We start from the raw sequence: 20,507 nt of genomic DNA, 5'->3' as shown, positions 1-20,507 counted from the left end.
GATCTCAGGGATGAAGGGCTTCCATGATAAAAAACACATTTAGAATAATATAGACGGCCAGTAAAACAAAAGCAAAAATCCGATCGAAGCGTGCGGCCTTTTCCACCTTTTCGCATTTGATCATTTTTAGCGAATAGGCCGTTGAAATGATGATGATGAGGATAAAACTCAGGGTGAGACCATGAAGTGTATCTACAAGTGTAAAAGTGGTTGATTCGGGTAATGAGCCATCAATGATGTACTTGTTTCCGATTACGGCAAACAGCGCACCTACACTTAGTCCAAAACGCGAATCAATACTATCGGCATGGATATAGAAACACATATAAGCAATCAGGAACGCAACGTACATCCCAAGGAACATTTTCCAGAATAAGCCTATGGCATCTCTGCTGATGCCTATTTTAACTTTATAACTGCTATACTGAGTCTGCGGAACCTTGACTTCCGGGTCGCCAAATGCCGTTTCGTACACCTTTATTCCGGAGGAGGTTTTTAAACTGTCTATATTCCATCCCCGAAGGGCAAAACGCGGATCAAACTGCCTTCCAAGAGTATCTGGCACAAAAATAAGCGATTTGGAATCGAACTGTGAGTTTTCGAGGGAAAGCCGCAGCGTTTGATGATCGAAAGGAAAGTTATCAATTGCCCAGGAATCTTTCATTACACACTGTAATTTCATGAGCAGATAAACTTCATTACCTGTGGTATCGATGGTGGAGAAAGATTTTTCTACAGTTTTAGCCTGAGGAATTTCCAGATTCTCAATAAAATTGAAATCTTTGTTTTTATATTTAAGCCACAGCCAGAAGTTTACAGTATACTCTTTATCTTTAAAATTGATATCGTGAATGCTGGTGACATAGATGCCGGTTTTGACGGTATCAGCATGGCTTTGTGCGGCTGCGTAATCTGCTGACAACAGCATCTGGATCAAGACGATAACGGGCAGGAATAGATATTTTCTCAATTCGGAACAGGCTGGCTTTTGGTATAAAGATAACAACTTAACGTTTTAATAAATAATAAGTTTTGGAAAATTAATTATGCTTTAACTGCTTTTTTTAATACTTTCGCAACCCCATTTTTTAAGCGGTAACCTCCCAACACATGAGCAATTTTTTATACGGAATCGACTTTGGTACAACCAACTCAGCACTTTCTATTTATGATGAAGACAAGAAGGAAATTATAGATACCATTTCTATTCCCTCATTGATTTATTTTACCGAAAGCAAAAGCTTTGTTGATGGAGAAAGTCACATCGTTGGTGAAAAGGCCATTGAAGCTTATTTAAATGATGGGATGAAGGGGCGTTTCATCAAGTCAATTAAACAGATCCTTTCCCGTACTACTTTCACTGAAACCCGGATTCATAATAAACGCTACACCGCAGCTGATCTGGTTACTTTAATTTTGAAAGACTTAAAGCAGAAAGCGGACAAGATTACCGGAGTAGACTGCATAAAAGCAGTAATCGGCCGCCCGGTTTTTTTTGACGATGAGAATACGCAAAAAGATACTTTAGCACAAAGCCGGTTAATGAAAGCAGCACAAAATACCGGTTTTACCAGTGTCCGCTTTCAGTTTGAACCTATCGGCGCTGCTTTCGCCTATGAGCAAACCATTACCAAAAAAGAAAGGGTGCTGGTAGCGGATTTAGGCGGGGGGACAACAGATTTCACCTATCTTATTCTCGACCCGGAAAAGGTTGGTAGCAAAGATCGTAAAAATGATATGATTGCTTCGGGAGGTATTTATATTGGAGGAGATAGTCTGGATTCGGCTTTTATGTGGGAAAAGGGAACGCCGTATTTTGGAAAAAACACTACCTATGAAGCAACAAAAGGCAAAGTATTAACAGTTCCTAAATCTTTGTTTGCCAATATCTGTACCTGGGATAAAATGAACTTTTTTAATGGTTTGAAGATTCAGAGGGAGATTGACGACTATTACTACTATTCCGGCAACGACCCAAAGTTCAAAAATTTAATCACACTGATCGATAATAATCTGGGCTATTCACTTTTCCGGTCGATTGAAAAAACCAAAATAGAGCTGTCGGATCAACCTTTATCCAATTTCAACTATTCGAACATGGGTATCGAAATTAATGAAGATATTAATTTGGCGCAGTATAACAGCATTATTGAGAAAGACATAAACAAAATTGAGCACTACCTCAATCATTTCATGGAAACCTATCAGGTTAAGCCAGATGAAATTGATTGTTTATTTTTAACTGGAGGAACATCGATGGTTGCTGCCATTCAGGAGCTTTTTAAAACGAAGTTTCCACACATCCCCTTAAATTCAGGTGATAACTTCAAGAGTGTGGCTAAAGGCCTTGCATATAGCGGGTATTTGTTTGAGGACTAAAATAAGTCTCTGCCTGCCACCCATAAGTCCTAACTTGATAGTTACTATCAGATACTTGATACTTGCCACACCTATCAACCTAAATGAGTAAACTGATTAACGGTGACACCGCGATGCCGTTTGAAGGTGGAACAAAAATTAGCTGCACTATCAAACCCTAAGGAAGAAGCAATCTCATCAACGCTGTTTTCGCTATGCAGCAGCAGTTCTTCAGCCTCCCTCATCACGCGTTCTTTAATCAAAATTGAAAAGCTTTTTCCCAGCACCTTATGGAGAAAGGAATTTAGTTTCTTCGGACTCACGCCCATGCCTTCGGCGTAAAAACCAATGGATCTCTCGCTTTTGAAAAATTGTTCCAGAATGGCCCGGAAACGTAATACCTGATCGAGTTCATCAAGTGTCCACGCCGCCATATAACCATCTAAACCAGCAGTAAAGCCCAGGAAAAGAGAAATATATTGCATTAAAAAGGAAAGATCCTTTTTTGCCTTAATATCTTTTTTCAGCTGCTCGATTAAGCTATAAGTTTGTCTGGATTCTTTTCCTAAATCACGGAATGACAAATTGAGAAATAAATTTTTAGCAAGGGGATCCAGATGCTGAAGCAGAAATTCAGAATAGAGCAAACTACTGAAATTAAGCCAGTATCCTGATTCAATGCGGCCTTCAAGACGTACTAATCCCTCTTCGGGAATGAAAAAAATCCTCCCGTCCTTAAGCTCGTAATCTCCCGAGTTCATACAAAGGAAGCCATCTCCCTCCTTTATAATCAACACGCGCATGGGAAACACGGCTTGCAGCGCCCGATCTCTTTTAAAAATCCCGCTTATCGGCTCCAACTGTATCATTAGACAAACTATTTTGATTCAATATAATATCCCTTTACAATCAAAAAAATACCATGAGGAATCTCGATTATTTTAAACAGAATACTGAACTCATAAAAAAACCCCCAAAATTAACAAATTGGAGGCTATTTCTATAAAGATTTAACGTGATTACGAGGAAAGCAATTTTACCTGAACTGCTTCTACTCCCTGCTTAGTAAATTCAATATCAAACTGAACAATGCTATTGGGATGAATCTCATCAAGCACGCCATGTGCAAAGACATTTAATTCCCTTCCACCATCTGAAGGTGTGATGTGTCCGTGACCCGACTGCGGATCGTAAGACTTAACTGTGCCTAGTCTCATTACGCACGGGTTAATTTAACATTAACAGCATTCGGACCCTTTTTGCCCTGTACAACTTCAAAAGATACGTGATCATTCTGATTAATCTTATCAACGAGCCCGGTAACATGAACGAATACTTCTTCACCGTCACTTGATGTAATGAATCCAAACCCTTTAGACTCATTGTAAAACTTAACTACACCCTGCATTAACTTATTTTTTGATGGATAAACATAAAAAATATTTAAAAAGTTTTCCAAACGAATAGATTTCTACCTGAAATTAATAGATATAGCTCAAATATTAAAAACCTATACCGCCATCTGTTGTTCAATTAACACTAATCTATCCCTCATTATGAAAAAGCTAACCAAAAGAAGCAGTATCCAAGAACTGGAAAACGTGAAAGCAGGTGATAAAGTTGCAGATGACACCGGAAAAAAAGGAGAAGTATCCAACATCGAAGTACTGGAAAGAAAAACCGAAAAACAATACTATTATAAGTTAAAAGGGGACGGTACCATCCTGGTGATAAAATAAATATTGTTTATAAACTCATGTTAAATCAGTAGATTTAGAATAATAAATCCTTTTAACTAACCATGAATAGGATCAGAAGATTTGTTGCTGCTGTAACCGCGTTTGCAGCTGTTTTGCTATGCAGCTTTTATTCCAGGGATGTTCATCCCGAAGACGATGGCGTTTATTTCGACATCGATACACTGGCAACCAATCTGAATGTACCCTGGCAGATATGTTTCCTGCCCGACGCGACAATGCTTTTTACCGAAAGAACAGGAGCGGTCAGGTTATATAGAAACGGTAAGTTATCCGCAAGGCCGGTACTGACGGTGAAAGATATCAGGGCCGAAACGAAAACCGGGCTATTGGGCATGGCAATACATCCTGATTTCAATCAGAACCACTGGGTTTACCTGGCACAAAATTATGCAGCGGATAACCACCTCTGGCTTAAAATTGTTCAATATCAGTATGCCGGCGACAGTCTCATTAAGGGTAAAGTTTTACTGCAAAATATTCCAGCTGCAAGAAACCATACAGGCTGCAGGCTGATCTTCGGTATGGATAAAAAGCTGTATCTGACATCCGGCGATGCTGATCAACCAGCATTGGCTCAGGACTTAAAAGCACTTAATGGAAAAATATTGCGGATAAATGATGATGGCAGCATTCCGGCCGATAACCCATTTACTAAAAATGATACTGCCAGAAAAGAGATCTGGTCTTATGGTCATCGAAATCCCCAGGGATTGGTATTCCATCCTCAAAGTGCTGTACTTTACGAATCGGAACATGGTCCTACAGGAGGCGATGAGGTAAATATTATTCGTAAGGGCGAAAACTATGGCTGGCCTGTAGCACATCATCGGGAAACACGGGAGGCAATGGTGGGTCCTTTATTGGAATATACCCCTTCTATTGGCCCATCAGAAACTATAATTTATCGTGGCAATGCCTTTCCGCAATTAAAAGGAAATCTGCTGGTAGCCTGTTTACGGGGCGAGTCGATTTTAAGGATACAACTGGAGAATGGTAAGATAGCAAAACAGGAGATGCTTCTTAAGAAAGCTTACGGACGGATCAGGTCGCTTGTTGTTGGCCCGGGTGGCTATCTATATTTGTCTACCTCAAATTTCGACATGCCTGAAAGCAAAGGCGAAAGGCCATATGACATGGTATTACGTTTACGGCCGGCTAAGGCGAAAAATAATCAGTCCGTTACAAAGATTGTTGCTAATCAGCCTGAAAAGACTGAACCTGCTAACGGAAAAAACCTTTTTAAGCAGCTTTGTGCCTCCTGCCATGGTGAAAACCTGCAGGGTACATCAACTACTTATGCCTTAACAGGAAAGAAATTCAGGCATGGAGCAGGCAGGCAGGCCATTATGAACAGCATTGCCAATGGTTATATCGATAAAGGTATGCCAGCCTGGAATGGGGCGGTTAGCAAGGCGGATATCGAAAAGCTGGCTGACTACATTATGAGCAGGAGCCAATAATCATCAAGCATAAATTTTTACACAAAACGTTTTGCCCCAATGCAAAAGCTATATTTATGATCGAACTGACCTTGCAGGTGCTCGGTTTGGCCACCACCAGGCTGTAAAAACGCTTATTAGTAAAACCCTGATACTTAAATTAGATTGCCGCAGCTGCCATAAAGAGTCAGTAGCTTCAAGAAGACCTGCATTAGATCAAATTGCTGCCAGATACAAAACTGATCCTAAAGCGATCGATTACCTTGCTTCGAAGGTGGATAGCGGCAGTCATGGCGTATGGGGAGAAGTTCCAATGCCTGCACATGCCAACATGAAAGATGCCGAGGTAAAGAAGATAACCGAATGGGTTATGACATTGTGACACAAGGATGTATCGGTTGCCTCACTACCTGCAGCCGGAAAAATTACGCCCCCGGCCAACATCAGTAAAAACAAATCTGTTTTGACCGCCTAAGTAAATCAAAACTCCCGGTATCCAACGCGGTAATTCTAATTAAATCCAGGTAATGATGCAGGAAGATTGTTTTCCAATAATATCTTTGCATCAAATTTCAGGGTTATGCAAAATATTAAGAACATCATTTTTGACTACGGAAACGTAATTTTCGATATCGACTTCAGAATTACACAGGCGGCATTTGAAAAGCTGGGGATAACAGATATAGACAATTTCTTTGCTCATAAAGGACATAATCAGCTTTTCGATGATTTTGAAACAGGCACGATCACTCCGGCTGAATTCAGAAATGGCATTCGTAAAGTAGCTGGCAAACCTGAGCTTACAGACGCTCAGATTGATGATGCATGGAACAGTTTGCTGATTGGAACCATTCAGGAAAACCATGAATTGCTTTTAAAAGTAAAAAACAAATACCGCACTTTTTTACTAAGCAATAATAATGAAATACATTACAACTGGATTATCAATTACCTTAAAACAACATTCCAGCTGAACAATTACGACGATTACTTTGAGAAAGCATACTTTTCTCAACAAATGAAACTTCGTAAGCCCAATACCAATATTTTCGAGCAGGTTTTAAAAGAGAACAATCTCGATCCGGCTGAAACTTTGTTTATTGATGATAGTCCGCAACATATTGAGGGGGCAAAAAAAGTAGGATTAAATACCCTGTTAATGACGGAGAAGCCTGCAAAGCTGGAAGCGCTTTTAAAAGCCAATGGGATTTTGGATTAATACATAGCCGCAGAACTGCAGATGGTATTGCACATCTGCGGCTAAATTCATCAGGCTATAACTTCCTTCTTTTCAGTTCTCTCTCAATTAATCCTAACTCACGACCGGTTTGTCCTGCAACCGAAGTGTTTTCCTGTGCCCGGCGGAACAAGTATGGCATAACGGCCTTAATCGGTCCGTACGGAACATATTTGGCCACGTTGTATGTGGCATCAGCAAGGTTGAAGCTCAGGTTATCGCTCATTCCAAGCAGCTGCGCGAAATAAACATGCGGATGGTTGTGGGCTATTTTCTTCTCATCTAAAAGATAGGTAAGCAAACGACTGCTATCTTCATTATGTGTACCACATACAATCGCAATTTCTTCAATATGATCTACACAATAGCGCAGTGATTCATTGTAATCGCGGTCTGACGCTTCTTTATCCGGTTGGATTGGTGAAGGATAACCCATTTCCGCTGCACGTTTACGCTCCTTCTCCATGTAAGCTCCACGAACCATTTTAACGCCTAAGATAAATCCTGCTGCCCTGGCAATCAGGTGATCAGCTTTCATATCGGCCAGTTTATCATGGCGATACATCTGGTAAGTATTGTAAACAATGATGCGTTCCTGATTAAATTTACGCATCATCTCTACAGCAAGCTCATCTATAGTATCCTGTATCCAGGTTTCCTCGGCATCGATCATAACCGGTACTCCTTTTTCAAATGCTGTTCTGCAAATCATTTCACAACGCAGTTTAACTTTGTCGTATTCTGCCTGCTCCGCTGCATTAAGCGTTTGTTTTGCATCCAGTTTTTCCAGTAAGGCAAAACGCCCTATGCCGGTAATTTTAAAAACTGTAATCGGAATATTGACATCACCATCGGCACGAAGAATGGTACGAATAATTTCCTGGCAGGTTTCATCAAAAACGGCTTCTTCTTCTTCGCCCTCAACGGAGTAATCCAGTATGGTACCTACCCCACCCTTTGCCAGCTGGGCAATGGCTTTATCGCACTCCCTGATGGTTTCACCACCGCAAAATTGTTGAAAGATGGTGGCTTTGATGGCACCCTGAATGGGTAAGCCAATGTTCAAAAAGAAATTGGTAACCGGGGGCCCAACCTTGGTTAGGAAATTGCTGCCGATCATTTTGAAAAGCCAATATGCTTTTTTCAGTTCAGCGTTGCTTTTCTGGCGGAATGCCACTTCCGTGTTATCGAAGTTAGGTTGTTTATTGGAGGATAAATCCATCATTTGTTGTTTAATAAGTCAGCAGGATGCAAAATTATAAAAAGCATTGGTTGTAGAAATTAAAAACAACTAAATAATCGTATTTTTGCAGCAATAATGATACAATTCAAATTAGAAGGCGAATTTATTCCATTAATTCAGCTGTTAAAGGCCACCGGCCTGGTTGGTACAGGTGGTGATGCCCAGGCTGCTGTAATGGATGGCCTGGTGAAGTGCAATGGCGAAGTGGAATTTCGTAAACGCTATAAAGTAAGGGTTGGCGATATCATCACCTTTGAACAAGATAAAATCGAAATAATATAATGCAAACCTTAACGAGCGCAGGCCATTCGCTTTATTTCGAAAGCAATTTAGATGCCTTAAAAACCCTGTTGGAGAGCAATAGATACAGTAAAGTATTTATCCTTGCTGATGAACACACCAGCGAAATCTGCTTACCTGTTTTCCAGGCATTAATGGATGATTTTGGTGATTTTGATTTAATAGAGACTTCTGCAGGCGAGGAAAATAAGAATATCGATTTCTGTATCGGCATCTGGAAAACGCTGCTGGATTTTGAAGCCGACCGTAAAAGCCTGATGATTAATATTGGAGGGGGTGTAATTACTGATATGGGCGGATTTATTGCCTCTACATACAAGCGTGGAATTGATTTCATCAATGTACCAACTACTTTACTTTCCCAGGTTGATGCATCAGTAGGCGGCAAAACCGGTATCGATATAGACAATGTGAAAAATATGGTAGGGACTTTTACCCTCCCCCAAATGGTATTTATTGAAACCAAATTCCTGAAAACATTGCCGCAACGCGAATTGCTTTCTGGATTTGCCGAAATGATCAAACACGGTCTGATTTACGACAAGCCTTATTACGAGAAGTTAAAAACAAGTAACTACTTAACCCCATCAGCGGAAGATATTTACCGATCGGTGGAAATCAAAAATGAGGTGGTAACGATCGATCCGCATGAGAAAAATTTAAGGAAGATTTTGAATTTCGGACATACCATTGGTCATGCTGTTGAAGGTTATTCACTTGCCAACGATGAAAATCCTTTAACCCATGGTGAAGCCATTGCTATTGGATTTATATGCGAAGCTGCATTATCCATCAAGAACAGCACGCTTACGAAAGAGGAATTAAAAGATATCAGCGATTATATTTTGTCGTTATATCCTAAATATCATATTGAAAAAGAAAGCTTCGGATCCCTGTTGGACCTGATGAAAAGCGATAAGAAGAATGAGGATGGAAATATTTTATTCTCTTTGTTAGAAGCTACAGGTAAATGCACGTTTAACTGCCGTGTAAGTACTGCGGATATTTTAAGCAGTTTGGATTATTATAACAGTTTATAGTAGCAGTAATGCTTTTCGACCCTGAAAACATCAACTATCTGCACCTTAAACCATTAAATTAAGTATAGATGAAATTTACTGGAAGTGATATCTCTGTAGTAGGATTATTTGGCTTTGTAATCGTTTTAACTTTAGTTGAAATGTATTTCAGCTACCTTCACGACAGGAAGCTTTACACCAAACGCGATACCTGGACAAACATTTATTTAATGACGGCCGCCATTGTAATTAACCTGGCCACCAAAACAGGCACCTTCTTTTTACTGAGCTACTGCTATCAGTTTCGGTTATTTCAGATTCAGAATGTCTGGATTTATTGGTTGGTTTTGATTTTAGCCCAGGATTTTTTGTACTGGTTTTTACATACTGTTGGCCATTATGTACGTTTCTTTTGGGCAGCACACGTTACCCATCACTCATCAGAACACTTTAACCTCACTACGGGTTTCCGCTCTACGGTGTTTGAACCGCTGTATCGCGTATTCTTTTATCTGCCACTGGCATTTATGGGCTTTACAGCAGTTGATATCCTTTTTGCCTACCTCGTTACGCAGATTTACGGTAACCTGGTTCACACTCAGTATAACATCAAGTTCCCAAAATGGTATGAATATGTTTTTGTTACGCCATCACATCACCGTGTTCACCATGCCAGCAATGTTCGTTACCTGGATAAAAACATGGGTATGGTGCTTATTTTGTGGGATAGGTGGTTTGGTACTTTTCAGGCCGAGTTAGCGGAAGATGAAGTAAAGTATGGCTTAACCACGCAGCCAAAAGACACGGGACCGATGAATATCATCTTCCACGAATTCATTGCCCTAAGTGCAGATGTGAAGAAAGCACCAAGATTTACTGATAAGGTAAAATACATCTTCAACCCTCCTGGATGGAGCCACGATGGCAGCACCAAAATTGCCAAAGTGATGCAGCAGGAACTACGGGAAGCTGAAGCACTTGAAAAAGAAAATAACATTACCAATATTCATGAGCGGAAGAGAGAATTAAGCTCTACAGGTTAACACATTAAGGTCTGCATTTGCAGGCCTTTTTTTATACATCATTTTTTAAACCCCATCGGGCTTCAAACTCACAACCTGGTTATTAACGTCCACAGCATGCTTTGAGCAATAGAATACCATTAAAATAATATTTCTTTTATTACGAATATTTCGTAGATTTACGATAAATAAATAGTTATCTAAAATTAAATCGTATGAAACGTATTCTAATGACTACTGCTGGGCTGTTTAGCTTTCTGGCTTCGTTTGCTCAAAATCCTGATCAGGCACTCGCTCGGGTGAGGTATACTTTTACACACATTCAGGACACTTCGGAGCGTGATAAACCCCATATCGAGAACATGTTGCTGGTGACTGGAAAGAACGCTTCAGTGTATACCAGCTACGACAAGCTTAATCAGGCTATAAAAGCGAAGGCACAGATCATGGAGCAACTCAAAAACCAGGCCGGTAGCTCCAATATGAAAATAGAAATCAAGAGCGAAATGAAATCGCCAATAACGGCTGCCGACCTGTTCTTCTTCGCGAGCGAACATAAAATGTTCAGTAAGGAAAAACTGCTTAGTAATTACCTGATTGAGGAACCGGCAGCAGTAATAGACTGGAAGATATCAAGGGATACCATGAGTATATCTGGCATCCCCTGCCAGAAAGCAAATGCAAATTTTAAAGGGAGAAAATGGATAGCCTGGTTTGCTACAGAAATACCTTTTCAAAGCGGCCCCTGGAAACTAAATGGGCTACCTGGCCTAATCATCAATGCTTATGACGACAAGAATGAAGTAAAATTCGAATTTGCAGGCCTGGAAAACGTTAAAGCCAGCGATGCCCAGCTTGCAGATGATGGAGATCAAAAGTTTACCACGGCAAACGGCGCTGTAGGCACCATTAAGATTGCAGGAATTGAAACCAGTACGACCTATCTAAGTAATGAAATTAAACTTCCGGCAGATGCTGTAAAAACTACTAAAAAAGAGCTTGATAAATTAAAGGCCGCACGTGATCAGGATCCTCAGGGCTTCATGCAGGCACAAATGGCGGCAAACGGAATTCAGGGAACATTTAAATCCAATTCCTCTTCCGGTCCGTTGAAAAGAAGTTCCTCAACTACAAAGGAGATTAATAACCCGATTGAATTATCCGATAAAAAATGATTAAGCTCGTCTCCGCAATAGGATTATTCCTGATCGGTTTCACCACTGTGTTTGCCCAGAAACCGATCAGGGGAACAGTTAAAGACCATAAGGGTATAAGTATAGAATCAGTGAATGTTAACCTCAAAGATGTTGAAGGAAATATCATTGTTTTCACGCGGACTAACAAAAACGGTGAGTTCAGTCTGCCCGTCAAAAACGAACAACCTAAGGGTTACAAAATTGAAGTCTCGAGTATCGGATATCAGAAACAATCGGTAGCGGTTACTCAGCTAGACGAAGCATATGATTTCATTTTATCGGGAAGCGAAACCATCCTTGAAACCGTCACTGTAAAAAATAGCCCTTTGCTCAAAGCAAACGGTGATACGCTGAACTACCGGACTTCAGATTTTGCAAATCAACAGGACCGCAGCATCGGCGACGTCATTAAAAAGATGCCGGGGATAGAAATAAGTGAGAATGGCAAAATCAGCTATAACGGGAAGCCCATTTCCAACTTATATGTCGATGGGGATGATCTGCTTGATGATAAGTATAACATTGCTACGAAAAGTGTTCCGCATGGGGCAGTAGACAAAGTACAGGTGATACAGAATGATCAGCCGGTCAAAATGCTGAGAAAAAATAACATGAGTGATGATGTTGCGCTCAACCTCGTCATTAAAGACGATGCCAAGATGAAGGTGATGGGTGATGCCACTGCAGGAATTGGTACGCCCGACCGCTTCGATGAAAATTTCACTGCTATGCTTTTTAACAAAAAACTCAAATTCATCAACAATGTTAAGGCAAATAACACGGGCAACGATCCAGGTATTGACTTAACTTCGCATAATATGGAAGACTATACGAGGCGGCTCGACAATAGCAAGCCTGCTAAACTGTTATCAACCGGGGCAGCTGGCGTACCCTCCCTTCCACAAAGCAGGTATTTATTTAATAAGGCGGCACTGTTAAACCTGAACAACCTTTATAAGTTTAATCAGGATCTACAATTGAGGGCCAATATTTCTTATATATACGACGACCGCCGCCAGCAATACAGCAAGTTTTCCCAAACTTATCTTGCCGGTCAAACCGTCAGCTATTCCGAGTTCCAGAACAATGAGATCAATCCGCAGAGGTTAAGGGTGCAGTTCAACCTCAATAAAAATGCAGACGCCGATTATTTAAACAATAACCTGGTATTCGATTACAGTCCTTTCAAAACGGTTTCGGATTTCTCAATCAATAATATCGCGGCCAGTCAAACCCTCAGGCAGCAGGGCTTCGATCTATCAAATGAACTTAACTATAGAAAGAAGCTGAAATCGTCGCAAGTGATTAATCTGTACTCTTACTTAAACAGAAGCACGCAGTCTGAATCCCTTGATATTAATCCAGGTTTAAATGCTGATATTTTAAATAGCGGAAATCCTTACCAGGGCTTAAATCAATACATAAAATTACCAACCTGGTATTTCAATAATTATGCCTCGCTGGCTTTTGTAAATGGGGGCTTTACGCAAACGTATAAAACCGGCTTTAATATTCAACAGCAAAACCTGGATACTGAACTTTACCGTATTCAAAATAATCAAAGCATCACGCCTTCGGAAAATGCTGTCAACAGTTTGGACTGGTTTAAGCAAAGGATTTATACTGATGCCAGCTATGAGTTTACAAATGAAAAAATAAAAGCCGGTGTGAGTGTACCTATGAGCTATAACCATATTGCTTATCGGGATCAGATAAACGGACTTAATAATAAGCTGAATAAAGTTTTTGTGAATCCATCTGTAAATGTAAAATACCAAACGGGAATTGAAAACTACATAACAGCAAATTACTTTTTTAAAAACGATCTTGGTAGCCTCGACGATATTTACCGGGGTACTGTGCTGAAGAATTACAGGTCGTTATTTGCGAACAATGCGCCAATATCAGAAACCAAAACGCATAGTCTTGGAGGGGTTTTTAATTTCAGGAAAGCCATGCAGATGTTTTTCTTTAACGCCGGGGCAAATTACAGCGATACGGAGCTCAACACCATCTCATCTTACACATTGACCAATAATATCCAGCAGCGTATTGTGCTCCCATTTAAAAATCACATCAAAAACTTGTCTTTCAATGCCAATTTGAGCAAGTACCTGTTTCTCCTGAAAACTACAGCAAACGCTGGGATTAGCATTTCAGAGAGCAAATATAACCAGTTACAAAATGGTGAACGACTTCCGTTTCGGTCTAATACGATAGCCTATAAAGCTGGTTTTGAAGCAAGATTAGCGGGTTTTATGAACTGGTCGTATAATGCCAGTTATTCAGTTACCCAAAACAGGGCAGAAATTCCAGACGCCATTACGACGAATTTCCAGCAATTGAGGCAACAGTCCTCTCTTGCTGTTATGCTAATGAGCAACGTGTACCTGAACCTTTCGGCGGAACATCTTTTCACACATCAGTCGAGCCAAAGTAACCTGAACTATTTATTCGCCGATGCCAATGTGAAATACAGGTTTAGCAAACTAAAAACGGATCTGGAGTTTGGCCTGACTAATCTGGCTAACATCAGGCAATACGATGCCATTTACCTGTCGGCAAACACATTGACTACCGGAACGTACCTGATTCCGGGGAGAGTAGCAATGCTTAAAGCAACGTTTAATTTTTAAGCGGGATACATTGATCCTTCCCAATGACGCATTATAACCGTTGTTGGGAAGCTGTTTGATCCTTGCTGATTATGGTTTGGTATTGATGTAAATTGAACTGTTATTATTCTTTAACAACTGAATATCAGCAATCTGATTCACATCGATACCTTTCACATCCTTCTTTTCAACCTTTTTTCCATTGATATAAAAATCCATCTCAGCAGACGAACCAGATTTGACTAAGTTGCTTGTCCCACTATCGCTTGTTTTACTGATCGTTTTGATAAAGATCATTTTCCTGACCGGTTTAGTTGCTTTATCTCCTTGCGCTCCACCTTGCTGATCGCTTACAGCCACGGTCATCAGCGTGGGATTCAGCTTCAAGGTATCTTTAAAGGTAAACTGGTGCACGCTTACATTCGATACAGAATTCATCTTAAATTTAATGGCTTTTCCTGCCAGCTTTTGCATTTCATGCGCCATGGACTGCCGACTGCTATCAACCGTATCGAAGCTGGTATTGAAGACAAAACTGAACTTCTGTAGAGAATCAATAGGTTGTTTATGATGTGGGGAAGCATTCTTCCGGGTTTGTTTCTTTATAGGTGCCGGATGTTTAATAACAACCGTTTTTTCCACTTCAGGCAAAACTTGTTTCACCATCCGGCTAATCGGGCGAATGGTTTTATCCACATCTTTCTTATCAATGGTGAAAGCTAAAGTTATGCAAAGCAACAGGGTCAGCGCGAGGAAGTAACGCGTTAAGTTTATATTTGATGAACGTTTTAAGTTCATCATTACAATTCGTTTCCTGAGATCAGAAAGGTTGAAGTCATTGACTATTGCTACCGAATGTTGCAATGCACCTACACCTAATAAACTGTACTGATAGGCTTTTTTATCGATTCCTTTTTTAATGATTTCCGCATCAGTAATAAATTCAATATTCTCCCGGACAGCCTTTTTCATTAACCACACCCCTGGGTTAAACCAGTAAAATACCACACTTATTTCAGAAAGGATAATGTCAATGGTATGCCACTCCTTTACATGCACTTTTTCGTGAGCCAGGATATGATTCAGCTCGTCTGCGGCATGTAAATCAGGATTGATATAAATCGTTTGCCAGAAAGAAAAAGGACTCAGCTCCTCTTTCAAAACACGTACCTTGCTATTTTCTACAATAGCTGGCCTGGACTTCCGGTGAACCCTGTAAAGAGAAAGAAACTGAATTGTTAGCCTGATGCCCATAAACACCACGCCTGCGTAAAAAATTAGACTGATTAGCTGCCACATTAATGATACCGGAGTAATGTGAACCAGTCCGCTGACGTTTTGGTTTAATCCCGGTACAAACTCAGGGATTCCTTTTTGCCCGTTCAATAGCGCCGTGAGGTTAATAAAGGGATAGCATGTAGAAAACAGGATACCGAATAAGAGGAATGCCCGGTTAAGGACGTAGAAGGTTAGTTTTCTTAATACCAGGTAGTAGGAAGCGGCAAAAAGTACCAGCACCAGGTTAATCTTAAGCAGAATGATAAATAAATGTGGCATAACACTTACTTTTCAGGATTCTCAATCAGGTTGATGATCTCTTTTAGCTCTTCGGCACTAATCTTTTTATCTTTCGCAAAAAATGCTACGAGGTCTTTATAGGAGCTTTTGAAATAGTTATCTACAAAACCACTCATAAAGCGTTTCTTGTAATCGGCCTCTTTTACCTTAGCGCCGTACCGGTTTGCATTGGCAAAACGCTCACTAACCAGATAACCTTTACGTTCAAGATTTTTAACAGTAGACGCAAGCGTAGTGTAGGGTGGCTTTGGCTCTGGCATAGCATCCATAAAATCTTTAATAAAACCTTTACCAATCTGCCAAACGGCCAGCATTGCTTCTTCTTCCTGTATTGTAAGTTTTTCCATCATTACGAATATATCGTAAATATACGAAAAAACCCTAAAAAAGAACGGCTCTAACATTTATTCTGAAGCCAGAAAAATGTTAAAGCCGGTATATCAAAGAGGAGAATCTAATTCCCGTTGAAGTCTATTTAAGAGGTGCTGAGCGCCTTTCTGCAAGGGTCAATGTTTCCTGAACCACCTTTCTCATCTCAACCGCAGCATCAAGCAATTTTGGGTTACCTTCAAAATCACCATAAATAACCACATGTTTCGATTTTTTCTTATAGTTGAACGTGATATCGTAACGAGGAACCATTTTAGATTTTTCACTCTTCTTACCAACAGTATCAGGAAAATTCCACAGCCCTATTTCATTGGCTTTTCTGTGCATATACAAAATATCATCAGCCTTTAAAAAAACCTTTTTTCTGATGACTGAATCTTTGTTATTAACATACTGATATTCGCCCGTAGCAGAGTTATAGGTATTTTCCAAAGTATCTTTTAATCCATACCTAAATTGCATCGATACAAAATCGTCTTTACGAAAAGGTGCATTCTGAATGATGGGCTTGTAATAAATATAACAATAAATAATCATCGGAACGATGATGGTAATGGCTAAGAATATTTTTTTTCCTCTACTTGACACGGGTATTGATTGTTGAATGAATAAATTTTTGAATCAGTGAATTAATGCTGCAAAGCTGATAAAATTATTTGAGCTTCGAAACATACTAAAATCATATATTTCTATAATTCACCTGCCTGGAAAGCAAACTACGAATCTTTAAGTTCTCCCTCCCACTTACTTACTACCGCTGTTGCAATGCTGTTTCCTACCACATTTGTAGCTGAACGACCCATATCCAATAACGGATCTATACCGATCAACAAAGCTAAACCTGCTTCAGGAATATTAAAACTGGCAATAGTACCAGCAATAACCACCAAAGAAGCTCTAGGTACACCAGCAATTCCTTTACTCGTTAACATCAGGATTAACAGCATGGAAATTTGCTGTTCAAAACCCAGGTGAATTCCATATGCCTGTGCGATAAATAAAGAAGCAAAGGTCATATACATCATCGATCCGTCGAGGTTAAAAGAGTAGCCTAACGGGAGTACAAAACTTACAATTTTATCTTTACAGCCAAAACGCTCCAGAAGCATCATCGTTTTCGGATAGGCCGCTTCGCTGCTGGCTGTACTAAAAGCCAGTATGGCTGGTTCTTTCATATCGCTCACCAAACGGAAAATGCGTTTCTTCAGGATTAAGAAACCTAAGAAAATCAAAACCGACCATAAAATGGCAAGGCCGAAATAAAACTCACCGATAAAGATGGCGTAAGTGTTCAACACATTTAAACCCTGTTTGGCAACAATTGCCGTCATGGCACCGAAAACAGCCAATGGTGCAAAGTTCATCACATAACCCGTCATCTTCAAAATTACGTGCGCAATGGCGTCAAAAGCTTTGATGACCACCTGGCCAAGATCACCTATTGCGGCGGTAGCTACACCAAAGAAAAGTGAGAACACTACGATCTGCAGGATTTCATTGGTAGCCATAGATTCAGCTATACTTTTAGGAAATACATGGGCAATGAAATCCTTCACGCTCATGGCAGCTTTCTGTATACCTGTATTAACCAGTTGATCGGGCAATGTAAGTTTCATGTGCCTGCCCGGTTCGAAAAGGTTTACCAGGATTAACCCCAATACCAGCGACATGAGCGACATGGCCATAAACCATCCTAATGTTTTACCGCCTATACGGCCTACTGCTTTAATGTCGCCAACTTTTGCTACACCCACTACAAGGGTTGTAAAAACGAGCGGCGCAACAATCATTTTAATTAGACGCAGGAAGATATCACTCAAAAGCGTAAAGTATTCAAGCTTCTTTTCCCGGATATCCTCGTTTTCTTTTTTGATTTTAGCATTGGCTTTTCGCTCTGCTTTAAGCTGGGAATACACCACAGATGTGGTATCGGTAGTTTTGGCAATATTTACTTCAATGCTTTTAACTTTAGCATCTGCATTAAGAATATTTTGATTGTAAACATCAATAGAATTAACATTTAGAATGTAGCCCAATGCAATACCAGCAATCAGCGCTAGAAAGATAAAAAGCGTGAGTTTGTTTTTCTTCATGAATTAAAATAGTTTGTGGCTTCGTTAATTTGGTAAAACTACAATATTTAGGCGGGGTAAGCAATTTTGATCTTCAACAGGCCGAAAAAAATATGTTAATTTGCCGTTTCTCTGTAACAAAGAGATGCCTCTTCTATCTAAAAAAAACGATAACCACCTAAATGGAGCAAAAAGACAAGTTATTTAAGCAGATTTTTGATTCTAATTCCAAGAAGATTTTTCACCTGTGCTACGGATACACCGGCGATGCAGATGCTGCCAACGACCTGTTACAGGAAACCTTTTTAAAGGTTTGGCAGAATCTGGATAAGTTTAGGAATAAATCTTTAATATCTACCTGGATCTACAGAATTGCCGTAAATACCTGTTTAACTTATCTGCGATCGGAAAAACGGCAGGCAAAAGATGAACTGACTGACAACATCATTGAAAACAAAATAGAAGAGTTTTCAGAAAAAAATGAGCAGGTGGCTCTACTTTATAAATGCATTTCAAAGCTTGAGGAGAATGACCGTTTGATTATCACCATGGTTCTTGATGAACTTCCCTACCACGAAATTGCCGACATTTCGGGGATTAGCGAGGGCAACCTTAGAGTAAAAATTCACCGTATTAAACAAAAATTAACAGAACTATACAACCAATATGCAAGCGTTTGATCAATTACAGGAGTTGTGGCAAAAGCACGAGGTAGACGTTAAGTTTTCTGCTGATGAGATGCTGCAACAGGCAAAAAAAGAAGTGAATGGTTTGAGGTTTAAATCAACCTTAAACTTATTGGGTATGCTGGTATCCTTCATAGCGATTGCGGCATTGTGGGCATTTTATCACTTTGACTCATGGACTACCCACGTAGGAATCAGTATTACCTTAATAGCCATTGGCGTGTATACCCTGATTCTTTACCGTGACCACAGGCTGATAGCAAAGAACGATTATACCGTTCACCCCAATGAATACCTGAATAACTTGAAAACATACCAGCTGAATCGCTACAGCCTTTATAATTCCTTGTATTGGTTTTATACGGTAGCACTCTCGCTGGGCCTTATGTTTTATTTCATCGAAATATTAGCGTACTTTAATTTATTTCAAAAAGTAATTGCAGTGGGACTTACCTTTCTATGGATTCTATTTTGTTCAACGATTTTAAGGAAAGCGGTAATAAAAAGGGAGAAAGAACGAATTGCACTGCTTATTGAGAAGTTTGAACGGCTTAGCGATCAAATTTCCACTCCCGAGTAATTTAGGCACGGTTTTTTCATTAGCTTTTCTACATACTGAAACCTTTTGCTGATGAAAAAGCTGACTGCACTTTTATTTTTTTGTTTGATCATTCCACTAACGTTTGGTTTTAAACAGGATACCCCTGGTCCCGTTCAACTAGACTGGCAAACTCATTTCAAGGGAAAAGCAGATGCCCGTTCTCCTTTCTTCGCACTTACCTCCATGACCTGGCAATACAGCTACGAATCTACCGTATACCGAAACAGGGTAGTCATTAAATTAAAAAACGAAGTGAGTGTGGATAAAGGAAGGTCGTGGGTAAAGTTGGATAAAATCAAAGATCCACAGGTAAGCGCTGATCTGTTGCACCACGAGCAGGGACATGCCGATATTCAGAATATCTTATTTATGGAGGCAGAACGCGTGCTTAAAAACCGCACCTATTCAGTAAATAATTACAAAGCTCAGATTTCTCAGCTTGCTAATGAAATCAGCAATTATTTCGACACGATGCAGCGCAACTATGATGATGAAACAGAGCACGGGAGTAATCATAAAATGCAGGCGCGCTGGGATCAGATTATTATGGATAAAACTGAAGAATCAAGGGCGGCAAGCCTTGCCGATTCAGCAAAATAATTTAGGGAGAAAAACAATCGTTCCTACAACGATGGCCAGAAAAGCCATAAGCAAAACACCGGCAGCAGCCAGATCTTTAACCACCTTTATTTTAGGATGATATGCCGGAGAGACTACATCTGATAGTTTTTCAATGGAGGAATTAAATATTTCAGCAGCGATAACCAGGATAATCACCGATAGGATAGCGATCCATTCCAGTCCGGATATATTGAGGTACCATGACAAATACAGTGCCAATAGCGCCCCAAAGAGGTGTACCCGTCCGTTATGGTCGTTTTTAATAAAATACCATAAGCCCCCGAAAGCGTATTTAAAACTTTTGATTCTATCGGTAACTGAGAACTTTTGATTTTTATGAGCCATATCTGTGCCTTCAATACTAGTCCTG

The 20,507-nt window shown here is 40.0% G+C and carries 23 protein-coding genes; 13 read left to right on the top strand and 10 right to left on the bottom strand.

Translation table 11 applies throughout. The features are described from left to right. Nucleotides 1-4 precede the first annotated feature (4 nt). Entirely contained in the window at nucleotides 5-970 is a 966-nt protein-coding gene (locus AC570I_RS03125) for a hypothetical protein (RefSeq protein ID WP_497404302.1), read from the bottom strand. Between the two features lie 140 nt (nucleotides 971-1,110). Here AC570I_RS03125 and AC570I_RS03120 point away from each other — a divergent pair, with 140 nt between their 5' ends. Beyond that, nucleotides 1,111-2,379 (top strand): Hsp70 family protein, encoded by a 1,269-nt coding sequence (locus AC570I_RS03120; protein WP_497404301.1) that lies wholly within the window; start codon nucleotides 1,111-1,113, stop codon nucleotides 2,377-2,379. Between the two features lie 74 nt (nucleotides 2,380-2,453). Here the strand turns inward: AC570I_RS03120 and AC570I_RS03115 are convergent, their stop codons facing one another. From AC570I_RS03115 to AC570I_RS03105, 3 genes are all read right to left on the bottom strand, one after another. Next, nucleotides 2,454-3,227, bottom strand: a complete 774-nt coding sequence (locus AC570I_RS03115; RefSeq protein ID WP_497404300.1) for an AraC family transcriptional regulator — start codon at nucleotides 3,225-3,227, stop codon at nucleotides 2,454-2,456. Nucleotides 3,228-3,377: 150 nt separating this feature from the next. Continuing rightward, nucleotides 3,378-3,575, bottom strand: coding sequence for a cold-shock protein (locus tag AC570I_RS03110; RefSeq protein ID WP_047797429.1), 198 nt, complete (start codon nucleotides 3,573-3,575; stop codon nucleotides 3,378-3,380). Continuing rightward, nucleotides 3,575-3,766 carry a cold-shock protein gene (locus AC570I_RS03105; protein WP_497404299.1) on the bottom strand — a complete coding sequence of 64 codons (192 nt, stop codon included), beginning with the start codon at nucleotides 3,764-3,766 and terminating at the stop codon, nucleotides 3,575-3,577. Before AC570I_RS03105 ends, AC570I_RS03110 begins: the two co-directional genes overlap by 1 nt. A 148-nt stretch (nucleotides 3,767-3,914) precedes the next feature. On the opposite strand from AC570I_RS03105, the gene AC570I_RS03100 reads away from it, so the two are divergent. From AC570I_RS03100 to AC570I_RS03085, 4 genes are all read left to right on the top strand, one after another. Then, nucleotides 3,915-4,097 carry a hypothetical protein gene (locus AC570I_RS03100; RefSeq protein ID WP_497404298.1) on the top strand — a complete coding sequence of 61 codons (183 nt, stop codon included), beginning with the start codon at nucleotides 3,915-3,917 and terminating at the stop codon, nucleotides 4,095-4,097. A gap of 62 nt (nucleotides 4,098-4,159) precedes the next feature. After that, a complete protein-coding gene (locus AC570I_RS03095; RefSeq protein WP_497404297.1) occupies nucleotides 4,160-5,578 on the top strand; it encodes a PQQ-dependent sugar dehydrogenase in 1,419 nt (472 codons plus the stop codon). Between the two features lie 31 nt (nucleotides 5,579-5,609). Beyond that, nucleotides 5,610-5,939: a c-type cytochrome gene (locus tag AC570I_RS03090; protein ID WP_497404296.1), complete on the top strand. Its 330-nt coding sequence runs from the start codon at nucleotides 5,610-5,612 to the stop codon at nucleotides 5,937-5,939. Nucleotides 5,940-6,137: 198 nt separating this feature from the next. Then, on the top strand, nucleotides 6,138-6,776 hold the full coding sequence (locus AC570I_RS03085; protein WP_497404295.1) for an HAD family hydrolase: 639 nt from the start codon (nucleotides 6,138-6,140) through the stop codon (nucleotides 6,774-6,776). A gap of 55 nt (nucleotides 6,777-6,831) precedes the next feature. Here AC570I_RS03085 and AC570I_RS03080 read toward each other — a convergent pair whose 3' ends face one another. Next, the gene (locus AC570I_RS03080) at nucleotides 6,832-8,019 is read right to left on the bottom strand and encodes a proline dehydrogenase family protein (protein ID WP_497404294.1); all 1,188 of its coding nucleotides are present in this window, start codon (nucleotides 8,017-8,019) and stop codon (nucleotides 6,832-6,834) included. 93 nt (nucleotides 8,020-8,112) lie between these two features. On the opposite strand from AC570I_RS03080, the gene AC570I_RS03075 reads away from it, so the two are divergent. The 5 genes from AC570I_RS03075 to AC570I_RS03055 all read left to right on the top strand — a co-directional run bounded on the left by AC570I_RS03075 (nucleotide 8,113) and on the right by AC570I_RS03055 (nucleotide 14,210). Further along, nucleotides 8,113-8,319, top strand: a complete 207-nt coding sequence (locus tag AC570I_RS03075; RefSeq protein WP_010599515.1) for an RNA-binding S4 domain-containing protein — start codon at nucleotides 8,113-8,115, stop codon at nucleotides 8,317-8,319. After that, nucleotides 8,319-9,377, top strand: a complete 1,059-nt coding sequence (gene aroB / locus AC570I_RS03070; RefSeq protein WP_497404293.1) for a 3-dehydroquinate synthase — start codon at nucleotides 8,319-8,321, stop codon at nucleotides 9,375-9,377. Before AC570I_RS03075 ends, aroB begins: the two co-directional genes overlap by 1 nt. Before the next feature lie 68 nt (nucleotides 9,378-9,445). Beyond that, nucleotides 9,446-10,399 (top strand): sterol desaturase family protein, encoded by a 954-nt coding sequence (locus AC570I_RS03065; RefSeq protein WP_497404292.1) that lies wholly within the window; start codon nucleotides 9,446-9,448, stop codon nucleotides 10,397-10,399. Nucleotides 10,400-10,593: 194 nt separating this feature from the next. Beyond that, a complete protein-coding gene (locus tag AC570I_RS03060; RefSeq protein ID WP_497404291.1) occupies nucleotides 10,594-11,553 on the top strand; it encodes a GLPGLI family protein in 960 nt (319 codons plus the stop codon). Beyond that, nucleotides 11,550-14,210: a carboxypeptidase-like regulatory domain-containing protein gene (locus AC570I_RS03055; protein WP_497404290.1), complete on the top strand. Its 2,661-nt coding sequence runs from the start codon at nucleotides 11,550-11,552 to the stop codon at nucleotides 14,208-14,210. Before AC570I_RS03060 ends, AC570I_RS03055 begins: the two co-directional genes overlap by 4 nt. Before the next feature lie 69 nt (nucleotides 14,211-14,279). Here AC570I_RS03055 and AC570I_RS03050 read toward each other — a convergent pair whose 3' ends face one another. From AC570I_RS03050 to AC570I_RS03035, 4 genes are all read right to left on the bottom strand, one after another. After that, nucleotides 14,280-15,746, bottom strand: a complete 1,467-nt coding sequence (locus AC570I_RS03050) for a M56 family metallopeptidase (protein ID WP_497404289.1) — start codon at nucleotides 15,744-15,746, stop codon at nucleotides 14,280-14,282. A 5-nt stretch (nucleotides 15,747-15,751) separates the two neighbouring features. Further along, the gene (locus tag AC570I_RS03045) at nucleotides 15,752-16,117 is read right to left on the bottom strand and encodes a BlaI/MecI/CopY family transcriptional regulator (RefSeq protein WP_231582613.1); all 366 of its coding nucleotides are present in this window, start codon (nucleotides 16,115-16,117) and stop codon (nucleotides 15,752-15,754) included. 121 nt (nucleotides 16,118-16,238) lie between these two features. Then, the gene (locus AC570I_RS03040; protein WP_053058200.1) at nucleotides 16,239-16,745 is read right to left on the bottom strand and encodes a hypothetical protein; all 507 of its coding nucleotides are present in this window, start codon (nucleotides 16,743-16,745) and stop codon (nucleotides 16,239-16,241) included. Nucleotides 16,746-16,873: 128 nt separating this feature from the next. Then, nucleotides 16,874-18,250 (bottom strand): dicarboxylate/amino acid:cation symporter, encoded by a 1,377-nt coding sequence (locus AC570I_RS03035; RefSeq protein ID WP_497404288.1) that lies wholly within the window; start codon nucleotides 18,248-18,250, stop codon nucleotides 16,874-16,876. A 161-nt stretch (nucleotides 18,251-18,411) separates the two neighbouring features. On the opposite strand from AC570I_RS03035, the gene AC570I_RS03030 reads away from it, so the two are divergent. Genes AC570I_RS03030 through AC570I_RS03020 form a run of 3 tightly spaced genes read left to right on the top strand, consistent with a single transcriptional unit; the run spans nucleotide 18,412 to nucleotide 20,116 of the window. Further along, nucleotides 18,412-18,909, top strand: a complete 498-nt coding sequence (locus AC570I_RS03030; protein ID WP_047797443.1) for an RNA polymerase sigma factor — start codon at nucleotides 18,412-18,414, stop codon at nucleotides 18,907-18,909. Continuing rightward, nucleotides 18,896-19,495, top strand: coding sequence for a hypothetical protein (locus tag AC570I_RS03025; protein ID WP_497404287.1), 600 nt, complete (start codon nucleotides 18,896-18,898; stop codon nucleotides 19,493-19,495). Before AC570I_RS03030 ends, AC570I_RS03025 begins: the two co-directional genes overlap by 14 nt. A 51-nt stretch (nucleotides 19,496-19,546) precedes the next feature. Beyond that, a complete protein-coding gene (locus AC570I_RS03020; RefSeq protein ID WP_497404286.1) occupies nucleotides 19,547-20,116 on the top strand; it encodes a DUF922 domain-containing protein in 570 nt (189 codons plus the stop codon). Here the strand turns inward: AC570I_RS03020 and AC570I_RS03015 are convergent. After that, the gene (locus tag AC570I_RS03015; protein WP_497404285.1) at nucleotides 20,105-20,482 is read right to left on the bottom strand and encodes a diacylglycerol kinase family protein; all 378 of its coding nucleotides are present in this window, start codon (nucleotides 20,480-20,482) and stop codon (nucleotides 20,105-20,107) included. The genes AC570I_RS03020 and AC570I_RS03015 overlap by 12 nt on opposite strands. Between the last annotated feature and the right edge of the window lie 25 nt (nucleotides 20,483-20,507).

This window comes from Pedobacter sp. A2324 (genome assembly GCF_059693705.1).
The sequence above is the reverse complement of the archived record's forward strand: the minus strand, read 5'-3'. Positions and strand labels throughout refer to the sequence as shown.